25 protein-coding genes are annotated in these 25,581 nt (G+C 57.5%); 11 read left to right on the top strand and 14 right to left on the bottom strand.

Annotation, left to right across the window (positions count from 1 at the left end; translation table 11 throughout):
• Positions 1-20: 20 nt before the first annotated feature.
• Positions 21-767, top strand: a complete 747-nt coding sequence (locus tag ACZ5RI_RS09105) for a 3-deoxy-manno-octulosonate cytidylyltransferase (RefSeq protein ID WP_464511545.1) — start codon at positions 21-23, stop codon at positions 765-767.
• Positions 764-1,669 (top strand): prephenate dehydratase, encoded by a 906-nt coding sequence (locus tag ACZ5RI_RS09100; protein WP_464511541.1) that lies wholly within the window; start codon positions 764-766, stop codon positions 1,667-1,669. Before ACZ5RI_RS09105 ends, ACZ5RI_RS09100 begins: the two co-directional genes overlap by 4 nt.
• Before the next feature lie 67 nt (positions 1,670-1,736).
• Here the strand turns inward: ACZ5RI_RS09100 and ACZ5RI_RS09095 are convergent, their stop codons facing one another.
• The 3 genes from ACZ5RI_RS09095 to ACZ5RI_RS09085 are packed head-to-tail and all read right to left on the bottom strand — an operon-like array spanning position 1,737 to position 5,985.
• Positions 1,737-2,111 carry a hypothetical protein gene (locus ACZ5RI_RS09095; RefSeq protein ID WP_464511538.1) on the bottom strand — a complete coding sequence of 125 codons (375 nt, stop codon included), beginning with the start codon at positions 2,109-2,111 and terminating at the stop codon, positions 1,737-1,739.
• Positions 2,112-2,158: 47 nt separating this feature from the next.
• On the bottom strand, positions 2,159-5,632 hold the full coding sequence (mfd, locus tag ACZ5RI_RS09090; RefSeq protein ID WP_464511533.1) for a transcription-repair coupling factor: 3,474 nt from the start codon (positions 5,630-5,632) through the stop codon (positions 2,159-2,161).
• Positions 5,620-5,985 (bottom strand): FAD assembly factor SdhE, encoded by a 366-nt coding sequence (locus ACZ5RI_RS09085; protein ID WP_464511529.1) that lies wholly within the window; start codon positions 5,983-5,985, stop codon positions 5,620-5,622. Before ACZ5RI_RS09085 ends, mfd begins: the two co-directional genes overlap by 13 nt.
• A 55-nt stretch (positions 5,986-6,040) precedes the next feature.
• On the opposite strand from ACZ5RI_RS09085, the gene recG reads away from it, so the two are divergent.
• A complete protein-coding gene (gene recG / locus ACZ5RI_RS09080) occupies positions 6,041-8,113 on the top strand; it encodes an ATP-dependent DNA helicase RecG (RefSeq protein ID WP_464511526.1) in 2,073 nt (690 codons plus the stop codon).
• On the opposite strand, the gene ACZ5RI_RS09075 is transcribed toward recG, so the two are convergent.
• Entirely contained in the window at positions 8,110-10,305 is a 2,196-nt protein-coding gene (locus ACZ5RI_RS09075; protein WP_464511522.1) for a HAMP domain-containing methyl-accepting chemotaxis protein, read from the bottom strand. The genes recG and ACZ5RI_RS09075 overlap by 4 nt on opposite strands.
• A 309-nt stretch (positions 10,306-10,614) precedes the next feature.
• On the opposite strand from ACZ5RI_RS09075, the gene ACZ5RI_RS09070 reads away from it, so the two are divergent.
• From ACZ5RI_RS09070 to ACZ5RI_RS09055, 4 genes are read left to right on the top strand one after another with little or no spacing between them, the layout of a single operon-like run.
• A complete protein-coding gene (locus ACZ5RI_RS09070; protein WP_464511518.1) occupies positions 10,615-11,400 on the top strand; it encodes an ATP-binding cassette domain-containing protein in 786 nt (261 codons plus the stop codon).
• Positions 11,397-12,098 carry a GTP-binding protein gene (locus tag ACZ5RI_RS09065; protein ID WP_464511514.1) on the top strand — a complete coding sequence of 234 codons (702 nt, stop codon included), beginning with the start codon at positions 11,397-11,399 and terminating at the stop codon, positions 12,096-12,098. Before ACZ5RI_RS09070 ends, ACZ5RI_RS09065 begins: the two co-directional genes overlap by 4 nt.
• A 2-nt stretch (positions 12,099-12,100) precedes the next feature.
• A complete protein-coding gene (locus tag ACZ5RI_RS09060; protein ID WP_464511510.1) occupies positions 12,101-13,267 on the top strand; it encodes a cysteine desulfurase family protein in 1,167 nt (388 codons plus the stop codon).
• 18 nt (positions 13,268-13,285) lie between these two features.
• A complete protein-coding gene (locus ACZ5RI_RS09055) occupies positions 13,286-14,032 on the top strand; it encodes a (Fe-S)-binding protein (protein WP_464511506.1) in 747 nt (248 codons plus the stop codon).
• A gap of 81 nt (positions 14,033-14,113) precedes the next feature.
• Here ACZ5RI_RS09055 and ACZ5RI_RS09050 read toward each other — a convergent pair whose 3' ends face one another.
• From ACZ5RI_RS09050 to ACZ5RI_RS09035, 4 genes are read right to left on the bottom strand one after another with little or no spacing between them, the layout of a single operon-like run.
• Positions 14,114-14,311, bottom strand: coding sequence for a tautomerase family protein (locus ACZ5RI_RS09050; protein WP_464511501.1), 198 nt, complete (start codon positions 14,309-14,311; stop codon positions 14,114-14,116).
• Between the two features lie 58 nt (positions 14,312-14,369).
• Positions 14,370-14,822 (bottom strand): cupin domain-containing protein, encoded by a 453-nt coding sequence (locus tag ACZ5RI_RS09045; RefSeq protein WP_464511497.1) that lies wholly within the window; start codon positions 14,820-14,822, stop codon positions 14,370-14,372.
• Between the two features lie 14 nt (positions 14,823-14,836).
• The gene (locus ACZ5RI_RS09040; protein WP_464511494.1) at positions 14,837-15,829 is read right to left on the bottom strand and encodes an alpha/beta fold hydrolase; all 993 of its coding nucleotides are present in this window, start codon (positions 15,827-15,829) and stop codon (positions 14,837-14,839) included.
• A 51-nt stretch (positions 15,830-15,880) separates the two neighbouring features.
• On the bottom strand, positions 15,881-16,507 hold the full coding sequence (locus ACZ5RI_RS09035) for an NADPH-dependent F420 reductase (protein ID WP_464511491.1): 627 nt from the start codon (positions 16,505-16,507) through the stop codon (positions 15,881-15,883).
• A gap of 108 nt (positions 16,508-16,615) precedes the next feature.
• Between ACZ5RI_RS09035 and ACZ5RI_RS09030 the strand changes: the two genes are divergently transcribed.
• On the top strand, positions 16,616-17,542 hold the full coding sequence (locus tag ACZ5RI_RS09030; protein ID WP_464511487.1) for a LysR family transcriptional regulator: 927 nt from the start codon (positions 16,616-16,618) through the stop codon (positions 17,540-17,542).
• On the opposite strand, the gene cowN is transcribed toward ACZ5RI_RS09030, so the two are convergent.
• The 4 genes from cowN to ACZ5RI_RS09010 form a co-directional block, all read right to left on the bottom strand.
• Positions 17,539-17,838 carry a N(2)-fixation sustaining protein CowN gene (gene cowN, locus ACZ5RI_RS09025; RefSeq protein ID WP_464511485.1) on the bottom strand — a complete coding sequence of 100 codons (300 nt, stop codon included), beginning with the start codon at positions 17,836-17,838 and terminating at the stop codon, positions 17,539-17,541. The two genes, ACZ5RI_RS09030 and cowN, sit on opposite strands and share 4 nt — an antisense overlap.
• Positions 17,839-17,998: 160 nt before the next feature.
• Positions 17,999-18,634 (bottom strand): 7-carboxy-7-deazaguanine synthase, encoded by a 636-nt coding sequence (queE, locus tag ACZ5RI_RS09020; protein WP_464511481.1) that lies wholly within the window; start codon positions 18,632-18,634, stop codon positions 17,999-18,001.
• Positions 18,631-19,338, bottom strand: a complete 708-nt coding sequence (gene queC / locus ACZ5RI_RS09015; protein ID WP_464511477.1) for a 7-cyano-7-deazaguanine synthase QueC — start codon at positions 19,336-19,338, stop codon at positions 18,631-18,633. The genes queE and queC overlap by 4 nt, the downstream gene beginning before the upstream one ends.
• Before the next feature lie 66 nt (positions 19,339-19,404).
• Positions 19,405-20,751, bottom strand: a complete 1,347-nt coding sequence (locus ACZ5RI_RS09010) for a PAS domain-containing sensor histidine kinase (protein WP_464511474.1) — start codon at positions 20,749-20,751, stop codon at positions 19,405-19,407.
• A gap of 194 nt (positions 20,752-20,945) precedes the next feature.
• Here ACZ5RI_RS09010 and ACZ5RI_RS09005 point away from each other — a divergent pair, with 194 nt between their 5' ends.
• Genes ACZ5RI_RS09005 through ACZ5RI_RS08995 form a run of 3 tightly spaced genes read left to right on the top strand, consistent with a single transcriptional unit; the run spans position 20,946 to position 23,009 of the window.
• Positions 20,946-21,503 carry a YfbR-like 5'-deoxynucleotidase gene (locus ACZ5RI_RS09005; RefSeq protein WP_464515579.1) on the top strand — a complete coding sequence of 186 codons (558 nt, stop codon included), beginning with the start codon at positions 20,946-20,948 and terminating at the stop codon, positions 21,501-21,503.
• 31 nt (positions 21,504-21,534) lie between these two features.
• Positions 21,535-22,059 carry a tyrosine phosphatase family protein gene (locus tag ACZ5RI_RS09000; protein ID WP_464511471.1) on the top strand — a complete coding sequence of 175 codons (525 nt, stop codon included), beginning with the start codon at positions 21,535-21,537 and terminating at the stop codon, positions 22,057-22,059.
• On the top strand, positions 22,056-23,009 hold the full coding sequence (locus tag ACZ5RI_RS08995) for an NUDIX hydrolase (RefSeq protein WP_464511468.1): 954 nt from the start codon (positions 22,056-22,058) through the stop codon (positions 23,007-23,009). The genes ACZ5RI_RS09000 and ACZ5RI_RS08995 overlap by 4 nt, the downstream gene beginning before the upstream one ends.
• A 25-nt stretch (positions 23,010-23,034) precedes the next feature.
• Here the strand turns inward: ACZ5RI_RS08995 and ACZ5RI_RS08990 are convergent, their stop codons facing one another.
• The gene (locus ACZ5RI_RS08990) at positions 23,035-23,673 is read right to left on the bottom strand and encodes a TetR/AcrR family transcriptional regulator (protein ID WP_464511464.1); all 639 of its coding nucleotides are present in this window, start codon (positions 23,671-23,673) and stop codon (positions 23,035-23,037) included.
• Positions 23,674-23,898: 225 nt separating this feature from the next.
• Positions 23,899-25,206 (bottom strand): D-arabinono-1,4-lactone oxidase, encoded by a 1,308-nt coding sequence (locus ACZ5RI_RS08985; RefSeq protein ID WP_464511460.1) that lies wholly within the window; start codon positions 25,204-25,206, stop codon positions 23,899-23,901.
• Positions 25,207-25,581: the final 375 nt, after the last annotated feature.

The raw sequence follows: 25,581 nt of genomic DNA, 5'->3' as shown, positions 1-25,581 counted from the left end.
AGAAAATTCAAGGCATCATCATGAAACCCATCATTCTGATCCCCGCCCGCATGGCCTCCACCCGCCTGCCGGGCAAACCGCTGGCTGACATTTGTGGCGTGCCGATGATTGTGCGGGTGTGGCGCCGTGCTATGGCAGCGGACCTGGGGCCGGTGGTGGTTGCCGCCTCTGAAAAAGAAGTCACTGATGCGGTCAATGCGGCGGGTGGCAAAGCGGTGATGACCGATCCGGGCCTGCCCTCCGGCTCGGACCGGATTTTTGCCGCGCTGAATGCGGTGGACCGTAAATTTGAATTCGACACAGTCATCAACCTGCAGGGCGATCTGCCCGCAATTGATCCGGCCTATCTCAAGGCCGGGCTGGATGCGCTGGCCGCCACCGGATCCGATATCGCCACACTGGCCGCAGAGATCGACGAGAATGATCCCCTCGCCGCCAACCCCAACGCCACCAAGGCGGTCGTGGCCTGGGACGGGGCCGAACATTTCGGTAAGGCGCTCTACTTCACCCGCGCCCGCGCCCCCTATGGCAAGGGGCCGGTCTATTTCCATGTCGGGCTCTACATCTATAAGCGCGAGGCGCTGAAACGCTTTGTCTCGCTGCCGCCCTCGGCGCTGGAAAAACGCGAGAAGCTCGAACAACTGCGCGCTTTGGAAGCGGGCTTGACCATTGGCGTGGCCAGGGTTCCGGCCATACCTTTAAGCATCGACACGCAGGAAGATCTCGACGCCGCCCGTGCGGCCATTGCCAAAGAAGAAGCCGCATGACCGACACCGCCGTTTCACGTGCCCGTACCATTGCGTTTCAGGGGGAACCCGGCGCCTATGCCAACCTCGCCGCGCGTGAGGCGGTGCCCCAGGCTGAGGCAGTGGCCCAACCAACGTTCGAGGCTGCAGTGGATGCCGTGCGTAACGGCCAGACCGATCTGGCCGTCATCCCGGTGGAGAACTCGCTCTACGGCCGCATTGCCGACGTGCATCAGCTGGTGCGCTTTTTCGGCCGCGCGGTGAAGGGCTATGTCCCGCCGGAAGGCTCGCACAATCTGTTCATATTGGGCGAACATTTCTTCCGCGTGCGCCACCAGATTCTGGGCCTGCCCGGGGCAAAAATTGAAGATATCAAAACGGTGTTCAGTCAGGCCCCGGCGCTGGGTCAGTGCCGCAAGGTCATCAAAGAATTGGGGCTGACCGAAAAGCAGTGGTACGACACCGCTGGTTCTGCCTGCCATGTCGCCGAACTCAAAGACCCAAGCTGTGCAGCGATTGCCTCGTCACTGGCGGGCGAGATCTATGGCCTTGAAACCCTGCGCGCCAATGTCGAGGATGCCGCCAATAACATGACGCGCTTTCTGATCGTCGGACGCGAGCCGGATGATCCACCCAATGATGGGCGCGGCGTGATCACCACAATATTATTCCGTGTACGTAACGTTCCGGCGGCACTGTATAAAACACTCGGCGGCTTTGCTACCAACGGCGTCAACGTCACTAAGCTGGAAAGCTACCAGCTTGGCGGTTCGTTTAACGCCACCGAATTCTATGCCGATATTGAAGGCCACCCGGATTCCCATAATGTCCGTCTGGCGCTGGAGGAGCTACAATTCTTCTCCTCCAAAGTCACCGTCATCGGCATTTATCCGGCACACCCTTACCGGAACGAAATGCCATAGAAGGCTGCCACATCACTATGGCTGTCCCTAATCCGGCCATGATGAGTTTTGGTAACCAATTACATTTTTAATCTGGTTGGCGAGAATGACAGATGCCGGACATACTCTCTTCATAACTTCCATCGGCGGATCGTGCGTATAGTTTTATAATATTTCTCTCACGATCCATAATCGCTATAAGCACTATTGGGGATTTACGACTAACCGCCACTACGTACGCATCAGTATTTTCAATAATATCATACCGATTAGGCTCGGATGTAAAATCTCCGGAATAAACGAGCTGTTCTCCGCTTTCAATACCTACTGGGCCTTCAATTTTGTGTTTGGGATCATTATCATAGTTTATCTTACAAACCCATTCATCCGCGGCTTGCACAGATGTAGAGCAAAGGAATAGACCAAATAAGGCAGCTATTTTTATTCTATACTGCATACCCATTCACTCTCAGCCAGAGAACAATCCTCAAGAATTAGGCGTTTATATTACTACCCCTTCGCCAGTTTCGCCAACTGGGTCAGCACCGCTTTGACGCCCTTTAACCGGTCTTCCGGTTCGGGCCAGTCACGCGTCACGACAATCTTCTGATCCGGGCGCACCTTGATCGAACCGCGCGCCGCCGTGATCAGGCCGACCAAACCGGCCGGATTGGCGAACATGCTGCCCCGGAATCCAATCACCGCGCCCTTAGGCCCAGCCTCGATTTTTTCGACATTGGCAGCACGGCACAATTGCTTGATCGTCATTACTTCGAGCAGATGCTTGACCTCTTTCGGGCTCGGGCCGAAACGATCGACCAGTTCGGCGGCAAAGGCATCGATATCCGCCCCGGTATCAATCGTCGACAGGCGGCGATAAAGCGACATGCGTACCGTCAGATCGGGCACATACCCTTCCGGTATCAGCACGGCAGCCCCGATATTGATCAGCGGCGACCATTGATCGGCGATCTCAGCTTCCGAATCACCGGAACGCATCTGCGAAACGGCTTCTTCGAGCATTTCCTGATAAAGCTCGATACCGACTTCTTTGACGTGACCGGACTGTTCCTCGCCCAGCAGATTGCCGGCGCCGCGAATATCCATATCGTGACTGGCAATCGAGAATCCCGCCCCCAGCTGGTCGAGTGATTGCAGCACCTGCAACCGCCGTTCCGAGGTATCCGACAGTTTCTGATTGGCAGGGGTGGTCAGATAAGCATAAGCGCGCTGCTTGGCCCGCCCGATGCGCCCGCGCAGCTGATAGAGCTGCGACAAGCCGAACCGATCGGCCCGATGCACCACCAGTGTATTGGCGGTGGGAATATCCAGACCGGATTCAACGATGTTGGTTGACACCAGCACATCGACTTTGCGCTCGTAAAACGCCGTCATAACGTCTTCAAGATGCGTCGGTGACATCTGGCCATGGGCCAATACCGGTTTCAATTCCGGTACAGCCTCTTTCAAAAACGCCATCGCGTCGGCCAGGTCCGAAATGCGTGGGGCAACATAGAAACTCTGGCCGCCACGATAATGCTCGCGCAGCAACGCCTCGCGGATCACCAGCGGATCAAACGGCGTCACAAAGGTGCGCACCGCCAAACGGTCAACCGGCGGCGTGGTGATCAGCGATAAGTCCCGCACCCCCGACAGCGCCAGTTGCAACGTGCGCGGGATCGGCGTCGCCGACAGGGTTAGCACATGCACATCGGCTTTGAGGGATTTAAGCTGTTCTTTGTGATTGACGCCGAAATGCTGTTCCTCGTCAACGATGACCAACCCAAGATTGCTGAAACTGATCGACTTGGCCAGCAGCGCATGGGTACCAACCACGATATTGACATCACCGGTGGCCAGCCCCGCTTTGGTCTCCTTGGCCTCAGCAGCCGTTACAAAACGCGATAGCTGACGCACCTTGATCGGAAATCCTGCGAAGCGGTCGATGAAATTCCGGGCATGCTGGCGGGCCAGCAGCGTTGTCGGTACCACCACCGCCACCTGATACCCCGCCATGGCGGCAACAAAGGCGGCGCGTAAAGCCACTTCGGTTTTGCCAAAACCGACATCGCCGCACACCAGCCGGTCCATCGGCCGCCCCTTGGCAAGATCTTCGATGGCATCGGCGATGGCCCGATCCTGATCCTCGGTCTCGGCATAGGGGAAGCGGGCACAGAACTCGTCATATAAACCGCTGGGGACTTCCGTAGACGGAAGATGCTTCAGCTCGCGCGCCGCAGCGATACGGATCAGATCGGCGGCAATCTCGCGCACCCGCGCCTTGGCCTTAGCCTTGCGCAGCTGCCAGCCGCCGGAACCTAAACGGTCCAGCGCCGCGGTATCTTCCGCCGAGCCATAGCGGGTTAAAAGTTCGATATTCTCAACCGGCAGAAACAGCTTGCCGCCGTCATATTGCAGTTCCAGGCAATCATGCGGCGCGCCGGTCACGTCGATGGTTTTAAGCCCGACATAACGGCCGACACCATGATCGATATGGGTGACCAGATCACCGGGGGCCAGCGCCGAAGCTTCGGTCAGGAAGTTCTGTGCCCGGCGCGGTTTATTAGTGCGCGCCATGCGCTCGCCCAAAATATCCTGCTCGGCCAGTACGGCGAAGTCGGGCGCATCAAAGCCATGCTCCAGCCCCAGCACTGCCAGCCCGCACGCCTTAGCATCCATCTTCGACGCTTCAGTCCAGTTCTTTACCGGCTTCAGCGCCACCAATCCGTGGTCGGACAAGACCGCACCCAGACGTTCGGCGGACCCGGCCGTCCACGCCCCGACCAGCACGCGCTTACCCGCCGTCTGCAGCGCGCGGACATGATCGACCGCCGCGGCAAACACATTGGCACCCGACTGACGTTCAGGAGCAAAGTCACGCATCAGTTTACCGCCCGCATCGACCGAAACCGCACTTTCCGGCGCGGTAAAGGGCGACAAACGGCGCACCCGATGGCGGGAAAGCGCCGCATCCCATTCGTCTTCGGTGATGTAGAGTTTTTGCGGTGCTAAGGGCTTATAGGGCGGCGCCTTCACCGCCCGTGTATCGCCGTCTTTAAGGAACTGGCGACGGGTTTCATAATAATCGCGGATCAGCTCGAAGCGGGCGGTGCGCGATTCCACATCCTGATGGCACAACATCACCAAAGTATGAGGCAGATAATCGAACAGTGTTTCCAGCTCTTCATGGAACAAAGGCAGCCAATGTTCCATGCCCGGCGCTTTGTGCCCAGCACTGATCGATTCATACAGCGGGTCATCCCCGGCCGGGCCGAAAGCTGCGATGTAACCGGTGCGAAAACGGCTGACCGAGGCCGGATCCAGCGGCACCTCGCTGGCCGGTAACAGGGTAAGCCGCGCCACCTTGCCCGATGATAACTGACTGGCGGCATCAAACTGGCGGATGCTTTCCAGCGTGTCGCCGAAGAAATCGAGCCGCACCGGATCAGCCCCCGGGGCCCACAGATCAACGATGGAGCCGCGCAAAGCAAAATCGCCCGGTTCGCGCACGGTGCCGGTGCGCATATAACCGTTCCCGGCGAGGTAAAGTGCTAGTTTCTCACGATCGATCTTGTCGCCCGGCTTGGCGGCGAAACTGGCCGCCATAATGGCCTTGCGGGTCGGCACGCGCTGCATCAGCGCGTTCAGCGTCGTCACCACCACGGTGGGCTTTGCGCCCTTTTCCGGTCGGCGCGCCAGGGTGGCCAGCGTTACCAGCCGCTGGCTGACAATATCCGATTTGGGTGAAACCCGATCATAGGGCAGACAGTCCCAGGCGGGAAACGACAGCACATCGGCATTAGGGGCGAAGAATTGAATCGCCGCCGCCGCCGAAGCGGCCCGTACATCGTCGATGGCGACGAACAACACCGGGGTCGTTACGCGTTGCGCAGCCGTAGCAGCCAGAGAAGCATCGAAGCCATAAGGCGCGCCGGATACGGCCAACGTGCCATTGTGGCGGGCAATATAATCTATACGTTCCACGTCGGATCTTTACGGTTGCACAGCGTTTTCATCCGGGCAAAGACCGGTGTGTCGAACGCCAGAGGGACTGGGGCAAAACCAGTGAACCAGGAATAGACATCTACATCGGGGGCGTCGAGCAACGCTTCGAAGGCATCAAGTTCCTCCGGCGCCAGCGTCATCGCCTCGTGGGTTGCAAAGGTGCCGAAAATCAGATCGACCTCCTTGAAACCACGATTACGCGACCGAAACAGCGCCTTTTTGCGGCGCTGGATAAGCTCGGCATCTTCGGGCTGGTCCGCAGTCTGATCCATCATAACCACGGTATAGCCCGACCGGAACCGGGAAACCAGAGGCAGGAACAAAAAGTGCACAGCGGAACATCAAGGGGCTTTGAGCAGGCGAAAAAAGCCGATTATGCTGCCCGGCATGCGGCCCGCGATTCTGTTTCCACTGTTTGCTGAAATCCGCAGCCTGCCGGGCATTGGCCCCAGGCTGGAGAAGCTGATTGCCCAGCTGGCCGGCCCCCGGTTGGTAGACCTGATTTTTGACCTGCCCACCGGGGTGATCGACCGCTCCTATCGGCCCAAACTGATCGAGGCCGAGGCCGGGCGCATCGCCACCGCATTGGTCAACGTGCTCGACCATCAGCAGGGGCGCAATAAATCGCAACCCTATCGCGTGCGCTGTTCTGACGACACGGCGGTGATCGAGCTGGTCTTCTTTCACGCCAAGGCCGATTACCTGAAAGAGCTGCTGCCCGAGGGGGCCAAACGGCTGGTGAGCGGGCGGATCGAACGCTTTAATAACCGCCTGCAACTGGCCCACCCTGATTATGTGCTGCCCCCCGAGCGGGAGAGTGAGCTGCCAGCGCGCGAGGCGGTCTATCCCTTAACCGCCGGGTTGCCCGGCAAAGTGATGGCCAAGGCGGTGCGCGGGGCGCTGGCCAAGCTGCCGGCAATGCCCGAATGGCTCGACCCGGCCTATCAGAAGGTGCAGCGCTGGCCCGGCTTTAACGATGCCCTGATTGCAGCCCACGCCCCCGCGACCGAGGCCGATCTGTCACCCGACATGCCGGTGCGCCAACGGCTGGCCTATGACGAATTGCTGGCGGGGCAGCTTGCCCTGATGCTGACACGCGAAAAAATGCGCGAGGTCCCGGGCCGCGTTCTGAAAGGCGACGGACATCTTAAGGCCAAAGCGCTGGCCGCCCTGCCCTTCAGTCTGACCGAAGGACAGCACAACGCGCTGGCCGAGATTGAAACCGATATGGCTACCCCCACCCGCATGTTGCGGCTGTTACAGGGCGATGTCGGTTCGGGCAAAACCATTGTGGCATTCCTGGCCCTGTTGAACGCGGTCGAGGCAGGCGCGCAGGGCGCGCTGATGGCCCCGACCGAAATCCTTGCCCGCCAGCATCTGGCGGCGCTGACGCCGCTGGCCGAGGCAGCCGGGGTGTGTCTGGGGCTACTCACCGGGCGCGACCGGACCAACCGCAGCGCGATATTGGAGCCCTTGGCAGCAGGCGAAATCGATATTCTGATCGGTACCCACGCCTTGTTCACCGGCGATGTCACGTTTAAGGATCTCGGGTTAGCGGTAGTTGATGAACAGCATCGCTTCGGAGTGCATCAACGTTTAAGCCTGCAGGAAAAGGGTGGCGACGTGCTGGTGATGACCGCCACACCAATTCCGCGCACGCTGGCATTGACCGCTTATGGAGATATGGAAGTTTCGCGCCTGACCGGCCGCCCGCCGGGGCGCCAGCCGGTGGCAACCAGCGTGATCTCGGCCGAACGCCTTGGCGAGGTGGTCGAACATCTGCGTGGCGCGCTTGCCAGGGGGGCACGGGCCTATTGGGTCTGCCCGCTGGTGGCGGAATCCGAAAAGGTGGACCTCGCCGCCGCCGAGGATCGCGCACAGGAACTGACCGCAGCCTTGGGGCCGATGGTGGGGCTGGTCCATGGCCAGATGAAGGCCCCTGAACGCGATGCCGCTATGGCACGCTTCAAAGCCGGGGAAACCTCGCTGCTGGTGGCCACTACCGTGATCGAGGTCGGCGTTGATGTGCCCGAAGCCACCATCATGGTGGTCGAGCATGCCGAACGCTTTGGACTGGCGCAGTTGCATCAGTTACGGGGCCGCGTCGGGCGCGGCACGGCGGCGTCGCATTGCCTGTTGGTCTATCAGCCGCCACTGGGTGAGACCGCGCGCGAACGACTAAAGACCTTACGCGAGACCGACGATGGCTTTGTCATTGCCGAAGCCGATTTAAAACTACGGGGCCCCGGCGAAATGCTCGGCACGCGCCAGAGCGGTCAACTGGTCTTCCGCATGGCCGACCTTGCCGCCCACGCCGAACTGCTGGCAGCGGCGCGCGATGATGCCAAGCTGATTTTATCGCGGGATCCCGGCCTTAAAACCCCGCGCGGCATAGCCCTACGCACCCTGCTTTATCTGTTCGGCTGCGATCAGGCCATCAAATATTTACGGGCGGGCTAGAATTCGTTCCACTCCTCTTCGTGTTCCTTTGGTGCGGCTTTGGACTGTTGGGCAAGTGCCGTATTGCCAACGGACCTTGCCGCAGCGGGGGGCGTGGGTCTTGATTGCGCAGGTCTGGCGGTTGGAATGGGCTTTTGCACCACGACGGACTTGGGGGCAGACTTGGCCCCGCCAGTGCTTGTTTTGCTGGCCGTAATTTCGAACCGCGCCACCAGATTTTCCATTTCACGCGCAAAGCCCGCCAACGCTTCCGAAGCGGCATTACTTTCTTCAGCCATTGCAGCATTCTGCTGGGTGGATTTGTCCATATCGCTGACGGCGGAATCGATTTCCCCCAGGGCGTTGGCCTGTTCGTGTTGCGAATGGGCAATGTCACCAACCAGCTGACTGATCGACGTGATATCCGTAACAATCTGCTGTAACGCCGTACCGCTTTCCTCGACCAGCTTGACCCCGTTTTCGACTTGAGTTTCGCTGTTCTTGATCAGTGCCTTGATTTCCTTGGCCGCCTCGGCAGAGCGCCCTGCCAGCGAACGCACCTCCGTGGCGACAACGGCAAAACCCCGTCCCGCCTCTCCGGCGCGCGCGGCCTCAACACCAGCATTGAGCGCCAAGAGATTGGTCTGGAAGGCAATCTCGTCAATAACGCTGATAATGTTGGTGATTTCGCCCGACGACTTGGCAATCTCGCGCATCGCCCCCACGGCTTTTGCGGCAATACCATTGCCGTGCTCGGCGCCGGTTCTGGCGGTGTTGGCTTTGGTATTAGCCTGTGTTGCACCTTCCGACGATTTGGCCACCGTGGCGGTGATTTCGTTCACGGCAGCTGCGGTTTCTTCCAGACTGGCAGCCTGCCGCTCAGTCCGCATCGCCATCTCACGTGCACCCTGGCTGATTTCCTGACAATTATTGGCGATCTCGCCTGCGCTTTTGTGAATTTCCTGCATCGCCGTATCCATCAGCGACATTGCATCGTTAAAATCTTTCTGCAGGATACGATATTCGACTGGTAATTCCTTGTTCAGGCGATAGGTCAAATTCCGGGCCGCCAAGGCCTTCAACCCTTCACCAAAGCTGGAGACCACCAGTTCGATGCCACGCTGACGGGCGGCTTCTTCAGCTTCCTTTTGCGCGGCTTCGGCAGTGATGCGATCCCGTTCGCGCTGCTTGGCATCTTCTTCACGCTGACGGCGGTTGTTCTCGGCGGTTTGCATCGCCCGGTTAAAGTCATCTTTCAGACCGACATAGGCATTGGGCACATCCGCGGTCAGACGATATTCCAGCCTTTCCTCGGCCAGCGCCTTGAGGCCTGAACCAAAGGTATCGACCACCAGCTGCTCGCTGTGGCGCTGAGCGTCCGCCTCTGCCAGCTTTTGTTCCTCGGCAGATTTGATACGGTCAGCCTCGGCTTTTTCTCGCTCTTTTTTCGCGGTGATCAGCTTGTCTTTAAACGTCGCCATCGTACCGGCAAGTTGACCGATTTCGTCCTGCTGGTCGGCATAGGGCACGTCGATATCGAGCTTACCGTTGGCCAGAAAGCCCATCTGCCCGGTTATGATGCCAAGTGGTCGGGAAATACTCCGCACCAGGATCAGACCAAATCCCACACAGATTAGTGCCGCCAAACCAAGGGCGCTGTAAATCAGCGTACGAGCAGAGTGATAGGCCGCACTGCCTTCCTCAGCGACCCGGCTGGCACCAGCCGCATTAAAATCGACGTCATCTGTAATGGCCTTGCTAAAATTGCCGAACGATGTACGGCCCTCTAACTGATAAAAAGAACTGGCTTTTACCGGGTCCGTTGCCATCAGGCCTTTAAATATCTCATGCTTCTGCAGATAAACGGCCTGCAATTGTTCAATTCTGGCCGCAAGTTTTTCTTCCTCGCCAGGGGTGACCATCGGCTTATATATTTTCCAGGCTGCATCCGCCTGGGCCTTATATTGCTCGCGCAACTTCACATTAGCCTGGCGCTGGACTTCATTCCTCTCCAACCCGGCAGAGGCTTCGCTGGCGCGAAAACGGGTCCAGTAGAATTGGAATTCGCCAATGGCCTTCACCGAGGGTAGCCAGTTGGTACGAATATCCTCGGACTTGCTGTTCACCACCCCCAAATTATAGGTGGCAAACACACCAAGCCCGATTGTGACCGCCAGAATTACAGAAAAGGCGATGACGATTTTTCGGCTCACTGGCCAATCCTGTATCCGCATCATTCCCTCAGATCGTGTGCACCAACGGAGAAAATACACGTGATTAGTTTACGACCTTTAATCCTGAGAAATGAGACTGCGTGATCGTTTAAACTGGTTACTATTTACTAAAGATGGGGATGATAAAATACCTGTCATCCTCTATTGCAATTGATAGGCAGCCCCTCTGCCAGCGGCCCATAAGCCCCAGCCAATCCATAGGTCAGGCGCACAGTTTTGACACATATCTATAATGTCTATTTACTTTATAGGGATTATATACTAAACCCACAAAAAAGGGAGGTCTTTGTGATTTCACGTATCTCGCTTCTGGCCGGGCATGGCCGCGACGGCGCGACCGACGCCCTGCCCCGCCTTGATCTCAATATGGGCGATGTGGTCAGTATTGTCGGCCATACCGGCTCGGGCAAAACCACGCTGATCAATGATATCGAGCTGTTCGCCAATGCCGACACCCCGACCGGACGACGAGTGCTGATCGACGATGAACCGGCTCCCGAAAGCTATCGCGATGATCCGGCCCATAACCCGATTGCGCTGATTACCCAGCACACCAGCTTCTTGTCCGATCTGCCGGTGGGCGAATTTCTCACTGCCCACGCCCGTATCCGCCGTACATCGAAGGAAGAGATTGCCGAGGCCATCGCCCGCACTCTTTCATTTGCCAACGAGCTGACTGGCGAGCCGATTCAGCCCGACATCCGCATGACGGAATTGTCGGGCGGTCAGACCCGATCGATCCTGATTGCCGATGCTACTATCATCTGCAACACACCGATTGTGCTGCTGGACGAGGTTGAGAACGCAGGCATTCATCGCAGCCGCGCCATCGAGTTACTGCGCGGCTACCGCAAGATTTTCATCTTCGTTACTCACGATCCGCGCATTGCGCTGTTATCGGATTACCGCATCATCATGCGCGAGGGTCGCATCGCCGATGTGCTGCCGACCAGTGCAACCGAACGGGCGCTGACCCCGGCGGTCAACCGCCTTGACGATATGCTGACCGCCCTGCGCGAAAAGATCCGTCGTGGTGAACGCGTCACCGAAAAAGAGTTAGAGGGGTTGCTATGAAACTGGTTATTTGTGCCGGACCGGCCACCACCGGCAAGACATCGGTCTTACGCCACGTCATCCGTAAGCTGCTACAACGCGGCATGAAACCCGCCTTTTTCAAGCTTGATGTGCAATATGCCGAAGAAGACGAACAGATTGCTGCCGAGTTCGACATTCCGGCCCGCAAAACCTATTCCGGCGAGCTGTGCCCCGACCATTGCAACGTCATGGTGTTGGCCGACGTGATGGGATGGGCGAACAAACAAATGGCTGATGTTCTGCTGGTTGAAACCGCCGGGCTGTGCCTGCGCTGCTCCCCCTATGTTGAAGGAGCGCTCGGCATCATAGTACTGGAAGCAACATCGGGCATTAATTTACCGCTGAAGGTCGGGCCGATGCTGTCGCTGGCCGATGTTGCAGTAATGACCAAGATCGACCGTATTTCACAGGCCGAACGCGAGGTCTTTCGCGCCCGCATTCAGGATGTTGCCCCAGCCGTTAAGGTGCGCGAGGCTGACGCCCTGCGCGGTATCGGTATTGATCCGCTGGTTGGCATGATTGCCGCCACACCGGACGCCACCGATCACATGAGCCTGCGCGGTAATCCGCCGGTCGGCACCTGCACGATTTGCGTCGGCAAGAAAGAAATCGGCTGGCAATCGCATTTTGGCGTTGTGCGCTCATTGGAAAATCAGACGTTCTATCGCGGAGAATAGCCATGGCAATGGTCTATTTTGATAATGCCGCCACTACCCCGATTGACCCACGGGTGCGTGACGCAATGCAACCGTTTTTGGCCGGGGTATACGGCAATCCCTCCAGCTTGCACGCCATCGGGCGCGAAGCGCGCGCGGCGCTCGATCACGCCCGTGCGCAACTGGCGGCGCTGATCCATGCCGATCCAAGCGAGATTATTTTTACCGCCAGCGGAACAGAGGCCGACAATCTGGCCCTGACCGGCTTTGCCAAGACACTGCCCATAGGCGAGTACCACATCATCGCCAGTGCCATCGAGCATCCGGCCGTACTTGCCACCTTACGGAATCTGGCCAGCACAGGGATTGCGGTTACGCTGCTGCCGGTAACGCCCGACGGGTTGGTTGATCCGGCAGCGTTACGCGCCGCGCTGCGCCCCGAAACCCGTCTGGTTTCGATTATGGCGGCCAATAATGTACTCGGCACCATTCAGCCCATTCAGGAACTCGCCGAAATCACCCATGCCGCAGGCGCGCTGTTCCACAGCGATGCGGTGCAGGCGGTGGGCAAGATTCCGTTCGACCTCTCAGACGGAACCATTGATCTGCTGTCGATTTCTGCGCACAAACTGTACGGCCCCAAGGGGGTTGGCGCGCTCTATGTTCGCGGTGGGGTCACACTCCGGCCCTTCATCTTCGGCGGAGGGCAGGAATATGGCGTGCGCTCGGCCACCGAAAACGTCGCCGGCATTGTCGGTCTGGGGAAAGCTGCCGAAATTGCCGGCGCCGAAATGGCCAAGGATGCCGCACGCATTGTCGCCTTACGCGATCAGTTGATCGATGGCGTACAAAAACATATCGGCAACGCCTATCTGATCGGCCATCGCTATCGCCGCCTGCCCGGCCATGTTGCGCTGGGCTTTTCCGGTCAGGAAGGCGAAGCAATCAAGCTGCTGCTCGCCCTTGATGAAGCCGGTTTTGCGGTCTCGACCGGCAGCGCCTGCAGCGCCAGCCATGCCGCCGAACCATCCTATATTCTGACCGCGCTTGGTTTTGATGCCTTTCGCGCCCGCGGGGCTTTGCGCATCACGCTGGGCAGATTCAATACCGAGGCAGAAATCGAACGCTTTACCGACGTGCTGATTGATGCGGTGGCGGGCCTACGCTCGATCACCTCCATCCGCGCTTAAAATTTCGGGAGAACCATTATGATTACCACACCGGGCCTAGGGCTTCAGGATCTGCCGGGTAAAAACTGTGGCGCATGCGGTTTCCGCTCCTGCGCCGGGCTGGCCGAACGGCTGGAAAACGAGCCAGAGATGATCCGCCGCTGCATCCAGATATCCGAAAACCGTTATGCCGAACCAGTTCAAGCGGCACCGGCTCAGCCACCTGTACAGGCCGCCATTTCGGTTCCTGACACGGCAAAGCCGGAACAAAATTCACGTTGTTACGGGGAGTGTCACACCGTATCAGATCATATCCGTACCTTTAAGGACAGTCTGGGACGGGATTTCGATTTCTATCTCGAACATTTTCCCGAAGATCCCGGCCCGCGCGAGATCGTGCTGCCGCATAACCCGATGCTGACCCGCGAAATGGATGTAAAAGTCGGCGACATCATGATCGGCCGCCCGCTTGGCATGTCCTGCGGTTGCCCGATCACCCATTGCGGTATCGTGCGTGAAGTCGATCAACGCACCGGCGTGATGGTTTGGTGCGTCACCGGCCCGTTAGGTCCACGCCAGCATGGTTTCAAGGATATCGGCTATTACATTGCCGAAGGCTATGAAGGCATGATTACCGAAAGCAATGTGACAATCGAAATCGGCCGACGCTATTTTTTCCAGCCGCGCATGTGCATGCTGCAGTGGCGCCATAGCGGGCTGGTAAATTTCATCAACCGCACGCCCAAGGGGTTGCAGGTGCGCCTTGAAGGCTTGTGGATCGGCTAAACCGCTCTATTTGCAAAAAACTTCTCCCCAGCATGCGGATAGATACACATACCGGGGAGAAAACGTCATAACAGAGTACTATTACGACGTTGGGGGTTCTTCGCCATAGAGCTTACCGCCACCGGCCCAGTTGGACGGTGCAACATCTTCAAAGATAACGTAGATATATTTCGGATCTGTGCCGGTATTACGCACGATGCTATCGGTGATTTCGGCGGCAACGGCCTTTTTGGCAGCTGCACTTTTTCCTTCAAACCAGCTAACACGAACGACGGGCATAGGGATCTCCTGCTTCTTGTTGGAGGGGGGGGGCGGTCAGTTAATCACACGATGCGCATCAATATTCCGGCTTACCGCCAGCAACCGGAACCGAAATCGGCGTACCGGGCGTGCCGGCATAGGTAACCACGACAACCGTATCTTCCGAATCTGTCATACCGCGGTGAACCGTATCAACGGACTCAGGTAGCGCCTCGCCTGCACTGTACCGTTTCTTCTGACCAGTGGCCTTGTCTTCAATAGTCAGATGGCCAGAGATGATGTAGGCGGCATTGGGCATAGGGTGCGTGTGCCACGGTAACGTGGTGTGCGCCGGGATATGCATTTTCAGTACGGTAAGCTCGGGATGACCCGCACCATAGCGCTCATACGGCGTTCCATTCCACGCCTTATCACTCTGCACCAGTGTCTCAACTTTTACTGTATGCTCGGAAGTGGCCGTATCAGCGGCATTTGCCAGACCACATGTTGCGGCAAGCAGCGCTGTAGCCGCCATCATGGAATATTTCATCGCGTATTTTCTCCTTACTGATTTAGGAATACCTGCAAATCAGATGTGAATTTGAACGGGTTCTTGAACATCAGGAAGTGATCGCCCTGTTCCGCCTTAGTATAAACATAGAGTTTAGATTTTTTGACCACGGACTGTGCCCAGTGTTGGCTGGGCACGTTGGCACTGTATTCACCGGTAAAAAACGCCACCGGAACATTGACCCGATTTTTCAAAACGTCACGCCAGTCACTGACACCATGATTGTACACAACCAACGCCATATACCGCATATCACTGTGCACAAAAGTGTGGGCGAAGGATTCCGAATTGACATAGTATGGGGAATCTTGCAGCTGGGAACGGACCAGAAAATTCGTTGATGATGGATCAAGTTTTGTCGGCAATGGGGCTTGCAACGCAGTGGTCAGATCATCTGGAGAGGTGGCAATAGCCCCCGCATCACGGCGTTCATCGGCACTCCAGTCAGCATGCCCAACGATGGTAATCGGTTCATCGACAAATACTGCTTTGTGGATACCTTTTGTACCGAACAGATCAATATAGCTCCACAGCACTGATGCACCCATCGACCAGCCGCAATAATCCGCCGACGAAATGCCAAGATGATCCTGCAGCTCTTTCAGATCCATGGAAAACCGTGCGATGCGATAGCCATAATCGACATTCTGCGACAGGCCCTGATTACGCGGGTCCATAACAATGACACGGTAATGCTTTTCCAGCAAATACATGACATTGATATATTCGGTACCGTCGGCCGACCACCCGGGAATGAAGATTAGCGGCTTACCTTTACCAGCCTCCCAATAAGCGATTTTAACGCCATCACTGGTGATAAAGCTGTTGATCTGCAGATCTTTGAAATCCGACAATTTCGCAGGCAGACCATCAATCCTGTTGGGAAAGACATAATCTTTACCAAGAACATCCAATGCCGGTGTCGCCATGGCAACACCGCTGACTAAGCCGAACAGGCAACATGCCCATAAAAGAATTTTTCGCATAATGGCAGCCCAGGTTGCCTGAGGGGACCAATCCCCTCAGGCGTTTTCAGATCAGACATTTCCCCACATCGGGGCAACCGTCGGCCCCTTACCGAGGAAGAAACCGAAGCGTATGTTCATCATACCAATCGGCTCCAGTTCGCGACTGCTGACCAGCGCACCAGCATCAACGGCTTCAAAACCAAGCTGCCCGATCAGTGTGCTGACTTTTGCCTTGGCATCGGCATCATCAGCCGCCACGAACACCTGCAGCGTCTTGCCGTTGCGGGCCTCAAGTGGCAGCAATTGGGCGAAAATCGTGTTGAACGCTTTGACGACGTTAGCCGTGGGGGCAAGGCCCTGGATCTGCTCGGCCGCCGACGTGGTATGACCGATGGACAGGCTCTGGAAGTCGGCATTCAGCGGGTTGCTGATGTCGATCAAAATCTTGCCGGTCACGTCGCCAGCCGCTTTAAAAATGTCGGCCGCGCTGACGAACGGCAGGGCCAGGATTACGGTGTCGGCCAGACGGAACGCCGCTGCGATACCACCGCCCTGCACGTTATGGCCAATTTCTGTGGCCAGTGCGGCGGCCTTGGCCGGATCGCGGGCACCGATGACCACATCCTGCCCACGGCTTGCCAGAAGCCGGGCCAGCCCCGCCCCCATATTGCCTGTACCGATAACTGCGATGGACATTATTTTGCTCCTCAAGCGAACTGCGTTTGAACGATGGGAGCTATACAATCATCATCATAACATGATAAATTAGTAATTTATAGCAACACTCGCAACAGGATGTTGTAAATGGACCGTCTGGAAAGCCTGAGCTTCTTTGTCAAAGCAGTAGAGACAGGATCATTCTCCGCCGCCGCCGAGGCGCTCAGAACCTCGCCCCAGCTGGTGGGCAAACATGTTCAGCTTCTGGAGCAGCGGCTGGGCGTGAAGCTGTTGAACCGCACCACCCGTCGCCAAAGCCTGACAGAAATCGGCCGTAACTTTTATGAACGGGCACGGATTATCCTGGCCGAGGTCGAGGCGGCAGAAGCCCTTGCCGCCGAAACCCGTGCGGTGCCACGGGGCCATCTGCGCATCAACGCGCCTGTCACCTTTGGTATTCATGCACTGGCCCCGAAACTGCACGATTACATGGCGGCCTATCCCGACGTGACCATCGATATGACCATGGCCAACCGCTATGTCGATGTGATTGAGGAAGGTTATGATGCCGTGTTCCGTGTTGGCGATCTGACTGACAGCGGCCTGATTGCCCGCCCCTTGCGGCCCTATCAACTGGTGCTATGCGCATCACCGGCCTATCTGGCCAGCCATCCGGTCATCCATACCCCGCAGGATTTGCAGGCACATGAATGTCTTGGCTTCTCACATACCTCACTGCGCACCCACTGGTCGTTCGAGGGGCCGGACGGGCTTATCACGATCCCGATACACAGCCGACTGATGATGGATAATGGCGAGGGATTGCTGCCCGCCGCGCTGGCCGGTGTCGGCATCATGTTGCAACCCACCGAACTGGTAGAAAATGAAATCGCAGACGGGCGTCTGGTGCCACTGTTACCCGACTACGCTATCCCGACCCGGCCCATGCATATTCTGTATGCCCCGGACCGGCGCATGACGCCGAAACTGCGCAGCTTTATTGAATTTGTACTGGCGAATTTTGGCAGCCAACGCACCGCCGATGCCACGCCCTCGGTAATGGGACAGGCCTAAAAACATTCCTCTTCCAGCTTACGCAAGGCGGCAAGGGCGACTTCGTCCTCCTCCTCCTCGAACAGCTCGACCATGTAATAGACATGGGAATGCAGCAGCAGCAGGCGGTCGGCTACCGGAACGGCGTCGGCCTCGGCCTTGGCCAGCCTTTGCTTAAAGCGTTCCCAGAACGGATTGGTCTTGGCCGGGTCATCAATGTAGCGGAACAAATGGCCAAGCACAGCGTGCACATTGCCCTCAAAATCAATCGCATTGAAACTGACATAACGGTCTGTAGTGGGCTGGCTGTCGGGCACGGCGGCTATCCTCAACAAGAGCAACGAGCGCAAAGTCGTTCTGAATTACTACAATTCCATCTTGCATCAGAAACGCTGGAACGAAAGGGCCGCAGGCAGCTAAATCCTTGCCACGGTGTCGCGGTGCGTCAAAGCAGTCATCCGGCATCAGGCCGAAATGTCAGCGAATACCGATCATCTTGTGATTTTGCAGGCTGAGGCGCCACTGCGGGTGGGCCATACAGTATGCGATGGCGGCGGCGGTGTTCGCCTCGCACTCTGGCCCATCCATGGGCTGTATATAAAACCGATCAAATAACAGGGTTTCGAATTTTTCCGGCATGGCATCTGCTTGTGGAAAAACCAGCTTTAGCTCGTTGCCTATGGTCTGTTTCAGCATTGCGCCCGCCTTGGGGCTGATACAGATCCAGTCAATTTCCGCCGGGGCCGCCAGCGTGCCATTGCTTTCAATGGCAATCTCAAAACTACGCTCATGCAAGGCACGGATCAACGCCGGATCCAGTTGCAGCAACGGCTCCCCCCCGGTGCAGACAACATAGGGCTGCGCCCGCTCCGACTTTGGCCAGAATGACGCCACTTTGGCGGCCAGCGTTTCGGCATCCGGATAGGTGCCGCCGTCAGTGCCATCGGTCCCGACGAAATCGGTATCGCAGAAGCGGCAGGTGGCTTTGGTCCGGTCCTGCTCGCGTCCGCTCCACAAATTGCAACCGGAAAAGCGCAAGAATACGGCGACGCGGCCCGACTGAGCGCCCTCGCCCTGCAAGGTGCAAAAGATCTCTTTGATCTTATAGCTCAACCGTACAGCTCTTTCTGATACTGCTCATAACCATGGGCCCGCAAATCACAGGCCGGACACGCGCCGCAACCATAGCCCCAGTCATGCTTGTGTTCGCGATCCCCTTCATAACAGGTCACGGTTTCCTCAACGATGAGCTTGATCAACTTATCGCCGCCCAGCTGCTGAGCCAGCTTCCAGGTTGCCGCCTTGTCAATGAACATCAGGGGCGTCAGAACATAAATAGACTTGTCGAGCGCCAGAGAAAGCGCCTTGGCAGTAGCCTCGATGGTCTTCAGACGACAGTCGGGATAACCGGAATAATCGGTTTCGCACATGCCACCGACCAGATCACTAATGCCCCGGCGATAGCCCAGCGCTGCAGCCGCAGTCAGGAACAAAACATTGCGCCCCGGCACGAAGCTGGTGGGCAGACCATCGGCGCCCATCTCGATCTTGACTTCGTCCGTCAGCGCACTGCCACCGATCTGCTTAAGCAGATCCAGGTTCAGCATATGATCCTCGCCCAGCCTAGGCGCCCAGGTGGGAAAACCTTCGCGAAACTTCGCCAGAATCTTGTTGCGCGCCTCAAGTTCAACGCGATGGCGCTGGCCATAATCAAAACCAACGGTTTCGACATGTCCGAATTTGTTAAGCGCCCACGCCAGACAGGTGGTTGAATCCTGCCCCCCGGAAAAAAGTACCAAAGCAGACTGTGTGGTCATACCCCTAATCCCAAGGAACCGCGTTAATGAGGTTCCGGTTAAATCTCGGCTATTTTAAGCGCGAGGTCAGGCTTGTGGCAATATCGTGCGTGCCGCAGGCAACGCGATAGTCACTGTGGTGCCATACCCCACTGCGCTGTCGATTAATAATTGACCGCCATGCAGCTCGACCAGGGTCTTGGTAATCGACAGCCCCAAGCCGGTACCACCAAAGCGTCGCGCCAGTGTACCATCAAGTTGGCGGAAAGGCTGCAGCGCGGCAGCAATCTTGCTCGGGTCCATGCCAATACCGGTATCAATGACCGAAAGACGCAAGCCCCCGTCCGTATCCAGCACCGCGCGCACCGACACCTCGCCGTCCTCCGGGGTGAATTTGAACGCGTTGGTCAGGATCTTGGCAATGCACTGGCACAGGCGCTTGCCGTCGACATTGATGCCGGGCACCCCGTCAGCCATTTCAATGCCGACATTCCGGCAATCACCAGCCAGATTACGCGCCACAATAATCGCGTCCTGAATAATCGGAGCAACCGCATGAGGGGCCGGATCAATCTGGATCGTGCCGCCTTCCAGCCGCGAGGCATCCAGAATATCGTTGATGATGGCCAGAAGACGCACGCCCGAAACATGAATATCGCTGGCGTAATCGCGGTATGACGGCGGGGCGATGCGCCCCAGCATCTCGTCCTTAAGGATTTCGGAGAAACCGATAATGGCATTAAGCGGCGTACGCAACTCGTGGCTCATCGTCGCCAGAAAGGCACGTTTGGAGCGGTTGGCAGCCTCGGCCTCGTGCAGGGCTTCCTGCATCCGGCGCTCTGTTTCAAATTTGGCGGTAATATCCTCGACCGTTCCCTCGTAGCAGATGATATGACCGGCCCAGTCGCGCACAGCGCGGGCATTTTCGGTGATCCAGATCCGCGCGCCATCAGCCCGGCGGACTTCGGAAATAAAATCGGTCACCTGATCGTTTTCAGCCATCAGGCGCATGAATGCTTCGCGCCGCGAGGGGTCGATATAGAGCTGCGTGGCGATATTGGTCAGCGCCCGCAACAGATCATCCGGCGTGTCATAGCCATAGATGCGGGCCAGCGCATCGTTGACGGCAATATAGTGACCGTCCGGCGTGGTGCGGAAAATGCCTTCAATGGCGTGCGCGAAGAAATCGCGATAATTCTTCTCGCGGTTCAGCAGGCGCAAATCGGTCTGCAGCACGCGGCGACCGAACATTGGCGCAAGCCAAAACATCACCACGACCAGAGCAACGCAGCCAAAGGCGATCGGAAATTTTAAATGATGAAAGATGAAGGATGTCGCCATACCGGCAACAAAGCATCCCGCCCCGAAACGCCACAATTGCCCACCAACAGGCACGGCAACGCCCCCGCTTTTACTCAGTACTTTTTTCAGCATAAGGGACAGCTTACCCGTTCATTAGCACTTAATATGATGTAAATGATCTTATCCGTGTTGCACAACAGTATCAATTAGACACTGTCATGACTACGTCACAGACCGTGCCCGCTTATATATCGTGCACAAAAATTACGCAACCTTCAACGAGGGGGAACATCTTGACCAACAAGCCACCGCGCGCATGGCAACGCATGTTAAGCGGACGTCGGCTCGATTTACTGGACCCCTCACCGCTCGATATCGAAATCGAAGATATTGCGCATGGTTTGGCCCGCGTGGCGCGCTGGAACGGACAAACCCATGGCGACCATGCCTTTTCTGTGGCCCAACACTCGGTACTGGTGTGCCAGCTGGTGGCAGCGCTTAGCCCAGGCATTGGCCATAAGGCCCGCCTTGCCGCGCTGCTGCACGATGCGCCGGAATATGTCATTGGCGACCTGATCAGCCCGTTCAAGGCCGCCGTGGGGTTCAATTACAAAAGCCTCGAGGCAAAGTTGCAGGCCGCAATTCATATCCGCTTTGGCTTACCCCCTACTGTGTCGGGGGAATTGCACCGACTGATTAAGAAGGCCGACGGGCTCTCCGCCTATTTCGAGGCGGTACAGCTGGCGGGATTCGCCGCGGCCGAAGCCCGGAGCATTTTTGGTGCCCCCCCCAGGGACCTGACGGCCCCGCAACTGTTACCACTGCCCACCGCGTCAGCGCAGCAAGCATTCCTCGACAGTTTTGGTCAACTGACACCATACTGACAAAAGACTGTCAGCCAGAAAGAATAGCTCTATGAGTATGATTCTCGTCACCCCTCTTTCCGCCGTGGCCGATACGGTCGAAACCTACCGCCCGTCGCATCTGGTCTCGATATTGTCGGAAACCTACCAGCCCGAGACCCCGGCCGGTGTTGCCGCCGAACGCCATCTGCGCATTGCCCTGTCGGACATCACCGTAGCGGCAGAGGGGCGCGTGGTGCCCTCGATCGAACATGTTGAACGGTTGCTCGATTTTGGCCGCGACTGGGATGGCACCGCCCCGATTCTGGTGCATTGCTGGGCCGGAGTGAGCCGTTCGATGGCCGCCGCCTATATTTTATTATGTATGAAACTGGGAACAGGCGCAGAATACGCCATCGCACGCAACTTACGCGCCCGCGCCGCCCACGCCAATCCGAACCGCCTTCTGATCCGCCTGGCCGACGCGGCGCTGGGTCGTGATGGCGTGATGATCGACGCGGTGGCCGATATGGGCCGCCCGAAATTTGTCGAGCAAGGAGTCCGGGTGGAACTGCCACTGGATAAAATGGGAAAATGAGCGAAAGCGCCCCTACGGTTGCGATTGGCCTGTCAGCTGCCGTGGTTTCGGTTGCCGAGGAAAGGCCCTGCGTGCTGGTGGTATCGAGCCAGCCGAGCGGCGAGGATTCGCTGCCCTTCGGCCCATTTGACCCGATCCAGCATCGCACGCTGGAAAGCGGCCTACGCGGCTGGGTGGGAGAGCAGACCTTCCTTGATCTCGGTTATGTCGAACAGCTTTATACCTTTGGCGACCGGGGTCGCCACACGTTGAATTTGGGTGAAGGCCCGCGCGTCGTGTCGGTGGGCTATCTGGCGCTGACCCGCCGCTCCAGTCCGCTCAAAGCCCCCGATACGGTGTGGCAGGACTGGTACCGCTATTTCCCCTGGGAAGACTGGCGGGGCGAAAAACCGGCCATTATCGAACGCACCATTGTTCCGGGGCTGGCAGCGTGGTGCGCCGAAGGAGGTGACAGGCAAAGCCGGGATCTGCGCACCGACCGCGTACGCCTGTGCTTTGGCCGCGATGACGGCACCGCCTGGGACGAGGAAAAGGTACTGGAGCGCTATGAACTGCTCTATGAGGCCGGACTGATCCGCGAAAGCGCTCGTGACGGACGGGCCGAACCGCAAGGGACCCTGCCACTTGGGGCACCGATGATGTTTGACCATCGCCGGATTCTGGCCACCGCCATCGCCCGGCTGCGTGGCAAGATGAAATATCGCCCGGTGGTATTTGAATTGATGCCCGCCTGCTTTAGCCTGCTTGATCTGCAACGCACGGTCGAGGCTATTTCGGGCGTGCGCCTGCACAAACAGAATTTCCGCCGGCTGGTCGAAGATCAGGGCCTGGTGGAAGGCACCGGGCAATATGCCGTCTCGTTACGCGGGCGCCCGGCCGAGCTGTTCCGCTTTCGTCGCGAAGTCCTGCGCGAACGCCCTTCGCCCGGCGTGCGCCTGCGCAGAACCTGAAACGTGGGCTATGGCGCGCTTACAGTTATGCGGTTGGATATTTCTCGGTATATTCCGCCGCCAGAGGATTTTGCGGCGACAAAAAACCGAACAGCCCCAGAATGCCGACATCAACAACATCATCCGGATTGATGCCGGGCGACATTTTACCCGCCAGATAAAGGCTGATGGCCCCGTGCATCGAACTCCAGAAGGTGTGACCGAGGAAATCCGGATTGCCCTGCACCAGGCCCGCAACCAAAAGCTCTTCCATACTTTTACGCATACTCTGACGTGTACGATCCATTGCCGCCGCCATCTGCGGATACGCATGTTCATGCGGATGGGGCATTTCAAACATCAGTCGGTAGCTTTCCGGCTCAGTCAGGGCAAACTGGACGTAGGCGTAGCGTTTGGCACGCGCCCGCTCATAGGCACTGCCCTCGATCGCGCCAGCGCCATCCAGCACATCCGCGAAACGGTTAAAAGTGCGTGTCAACACCTCGGCCAGGATTTCATCCTTATCCTGGAAATAATGATAGGTCTTCATCGTGCTGGTGCCCATGGCCTGGGCCAGCGCCCGCATGGTCACCCCGGCAATTCCACGCTCGGCAAAAAGATGAATAGCAGCAAGGCAAACCTTGTCACGAAAAGCCGCTGCATCTTTTTCACGGTGTCTGGCCACGGCGCACACTTCTCAATTAACTGTTGAGCAAAACGAACTTCTTTACTCTAATGACATAAAACGAGACATGATGACAAGTATCCACCAAGCGGCGCAGAGGTCGCAAGTCCGGATATTTTCGTACACCGTCTAAAAACGCCGCTTCCCACCTGGGGCGCTCAGAAATAATCGTTCAATGATTATCCGCACACAGAAAATATCCCGAACCGGTCGTGTCCGAGATTCTCAGACCGGCAGAATCTCGCGCAAATGGCGGTTCAGAAACTTGCCAGCCGGATCAAGCTCGGCCCGCATCGCCCGGAAATCATCATAGTGCGGATAGAGCCTGGCAGCTTCCGCAGCCGTCATGCTGTGGATCTTACCCCAATGCGGACGGCCGTCATAACGACGGAAAATTTCTTCACAGGTCTCAAACAGCTGACGCGAGGCATGGCGGTAATATTGCGGGACAGAAATCACCGCTGATTTACGACCGTAAAACGGGCTCATCCAGATATCGTCGGCTTCGACAATGCGGTAGATCAGCGGCAGACCGGTGACGATCTTTTTCTTGCGGATGGCCTCGGCGATTTCACGCACCGCGGCCGGCCCCTTTTCATAAGGTACCGCATATTCCATTTCGTTGAACCGCATAACGCGCGGGCTGGGAAAGGTTTCATTGCTCCAGCGCACGCGGCCAAAACTTTTACGCAAGATCGGCAAAATGCGGTGGGCAGGTTTAACAACCACCGGGGAAAGGCGCATCAGCTCGTTGATCGCCGTCACCGCAAAGGATTTCATATTGGGCCGTTCGCCACGGGCCCGCATAGCGGCAGAGCTGCGCGGCTCAGGCGCGCGTGCGGTGGTTTCGTTGAGCGATTTGCAGACAATGGTTTCGTTATGGGGAAACCAGAAAAATTCGAAATGCCGGTTAGCCTGCGCCAAACCGTCGAGCTGGCGGAAGGTTTCGTCCACCGAGTGCACGAAATAGCTCTTGACCAGCTTGTAACGCGGACGGACCTTCATGCCGATCTCGGTCATCACCCCGAGCAGCCCCAGCGCAACCCGGCCAGCGGTAAAAATCTTGCTATTTTCCGAGGCGGAGCAATGCAGCACCTCACCACTGGTCAGCACCAGGGTAAAACTATCGACATCGGCCGACAGCGAACGCAAATTCCAGCCCGAACCATGCGAGCCAACCGCGATCTGACCGCCTAGTGTGCCACGATCGCTATCGCCCATATTGTTAAGCGCATAACCCTCGCGGTGAAGAAGACTGGCAATATCCCACAGCGGTGTGCCCGCCCCGATGGTCGCCACCGAGGCATCGAAATCAAACCCATACAGACCATCAAAGGCGGCCAGGTCGAGCATCAGCCCGTTGGTTTCGCATAAAGGTGACGACGACATACCGCTGCCAGCCACGCGCACATCGGTGCAGGCGCAGCGTAGCCCTGCCGCCACTTCGACCTCGTCCCTCGGGGACAACAGCTTCTTGGGCTTGCAGACAACGCTGCCAGACCAATTCGACCATCTATCGCAACCGATAATCATGACACCCACTCCATGGGTGGCGGGTTGAAGCAGCGTTTTACGGCTTCGTCAATCGCGTTTTGGTTTCTGTTTCACGAAAGACGCGCCGCAGACGCCACCCACCCACCCCGCCGGCGGGATGGCGGCATCTGCCTGCCCTGCCGCCGGGAAAGTATAAAGATATGCCCAGTTAGGTAAAACTCGAAACATTATTTGGGCTTAGGCCGCACCAACAGCAATAAGCGCTAAAACCCACTATCTGGGAAACCCGGCACCACCCCGGGAATTCGGGCATTAAAGGGCACAACACCCGTGCAGACTGGGACAATATGCCAATGCCAACATACATTTTTGCAAAGAATGAATTGGGGCCGATCTGCGATGCCCCCCACGGCC

Source organism: Micropepsis pineolensis, from assembly GCF_055392125.1.
The sequence above is the reverse complement of the archived record's forward strand: the minus strand, read 5'-3'. Positions and strand labels throughout refer to the sequence as shown.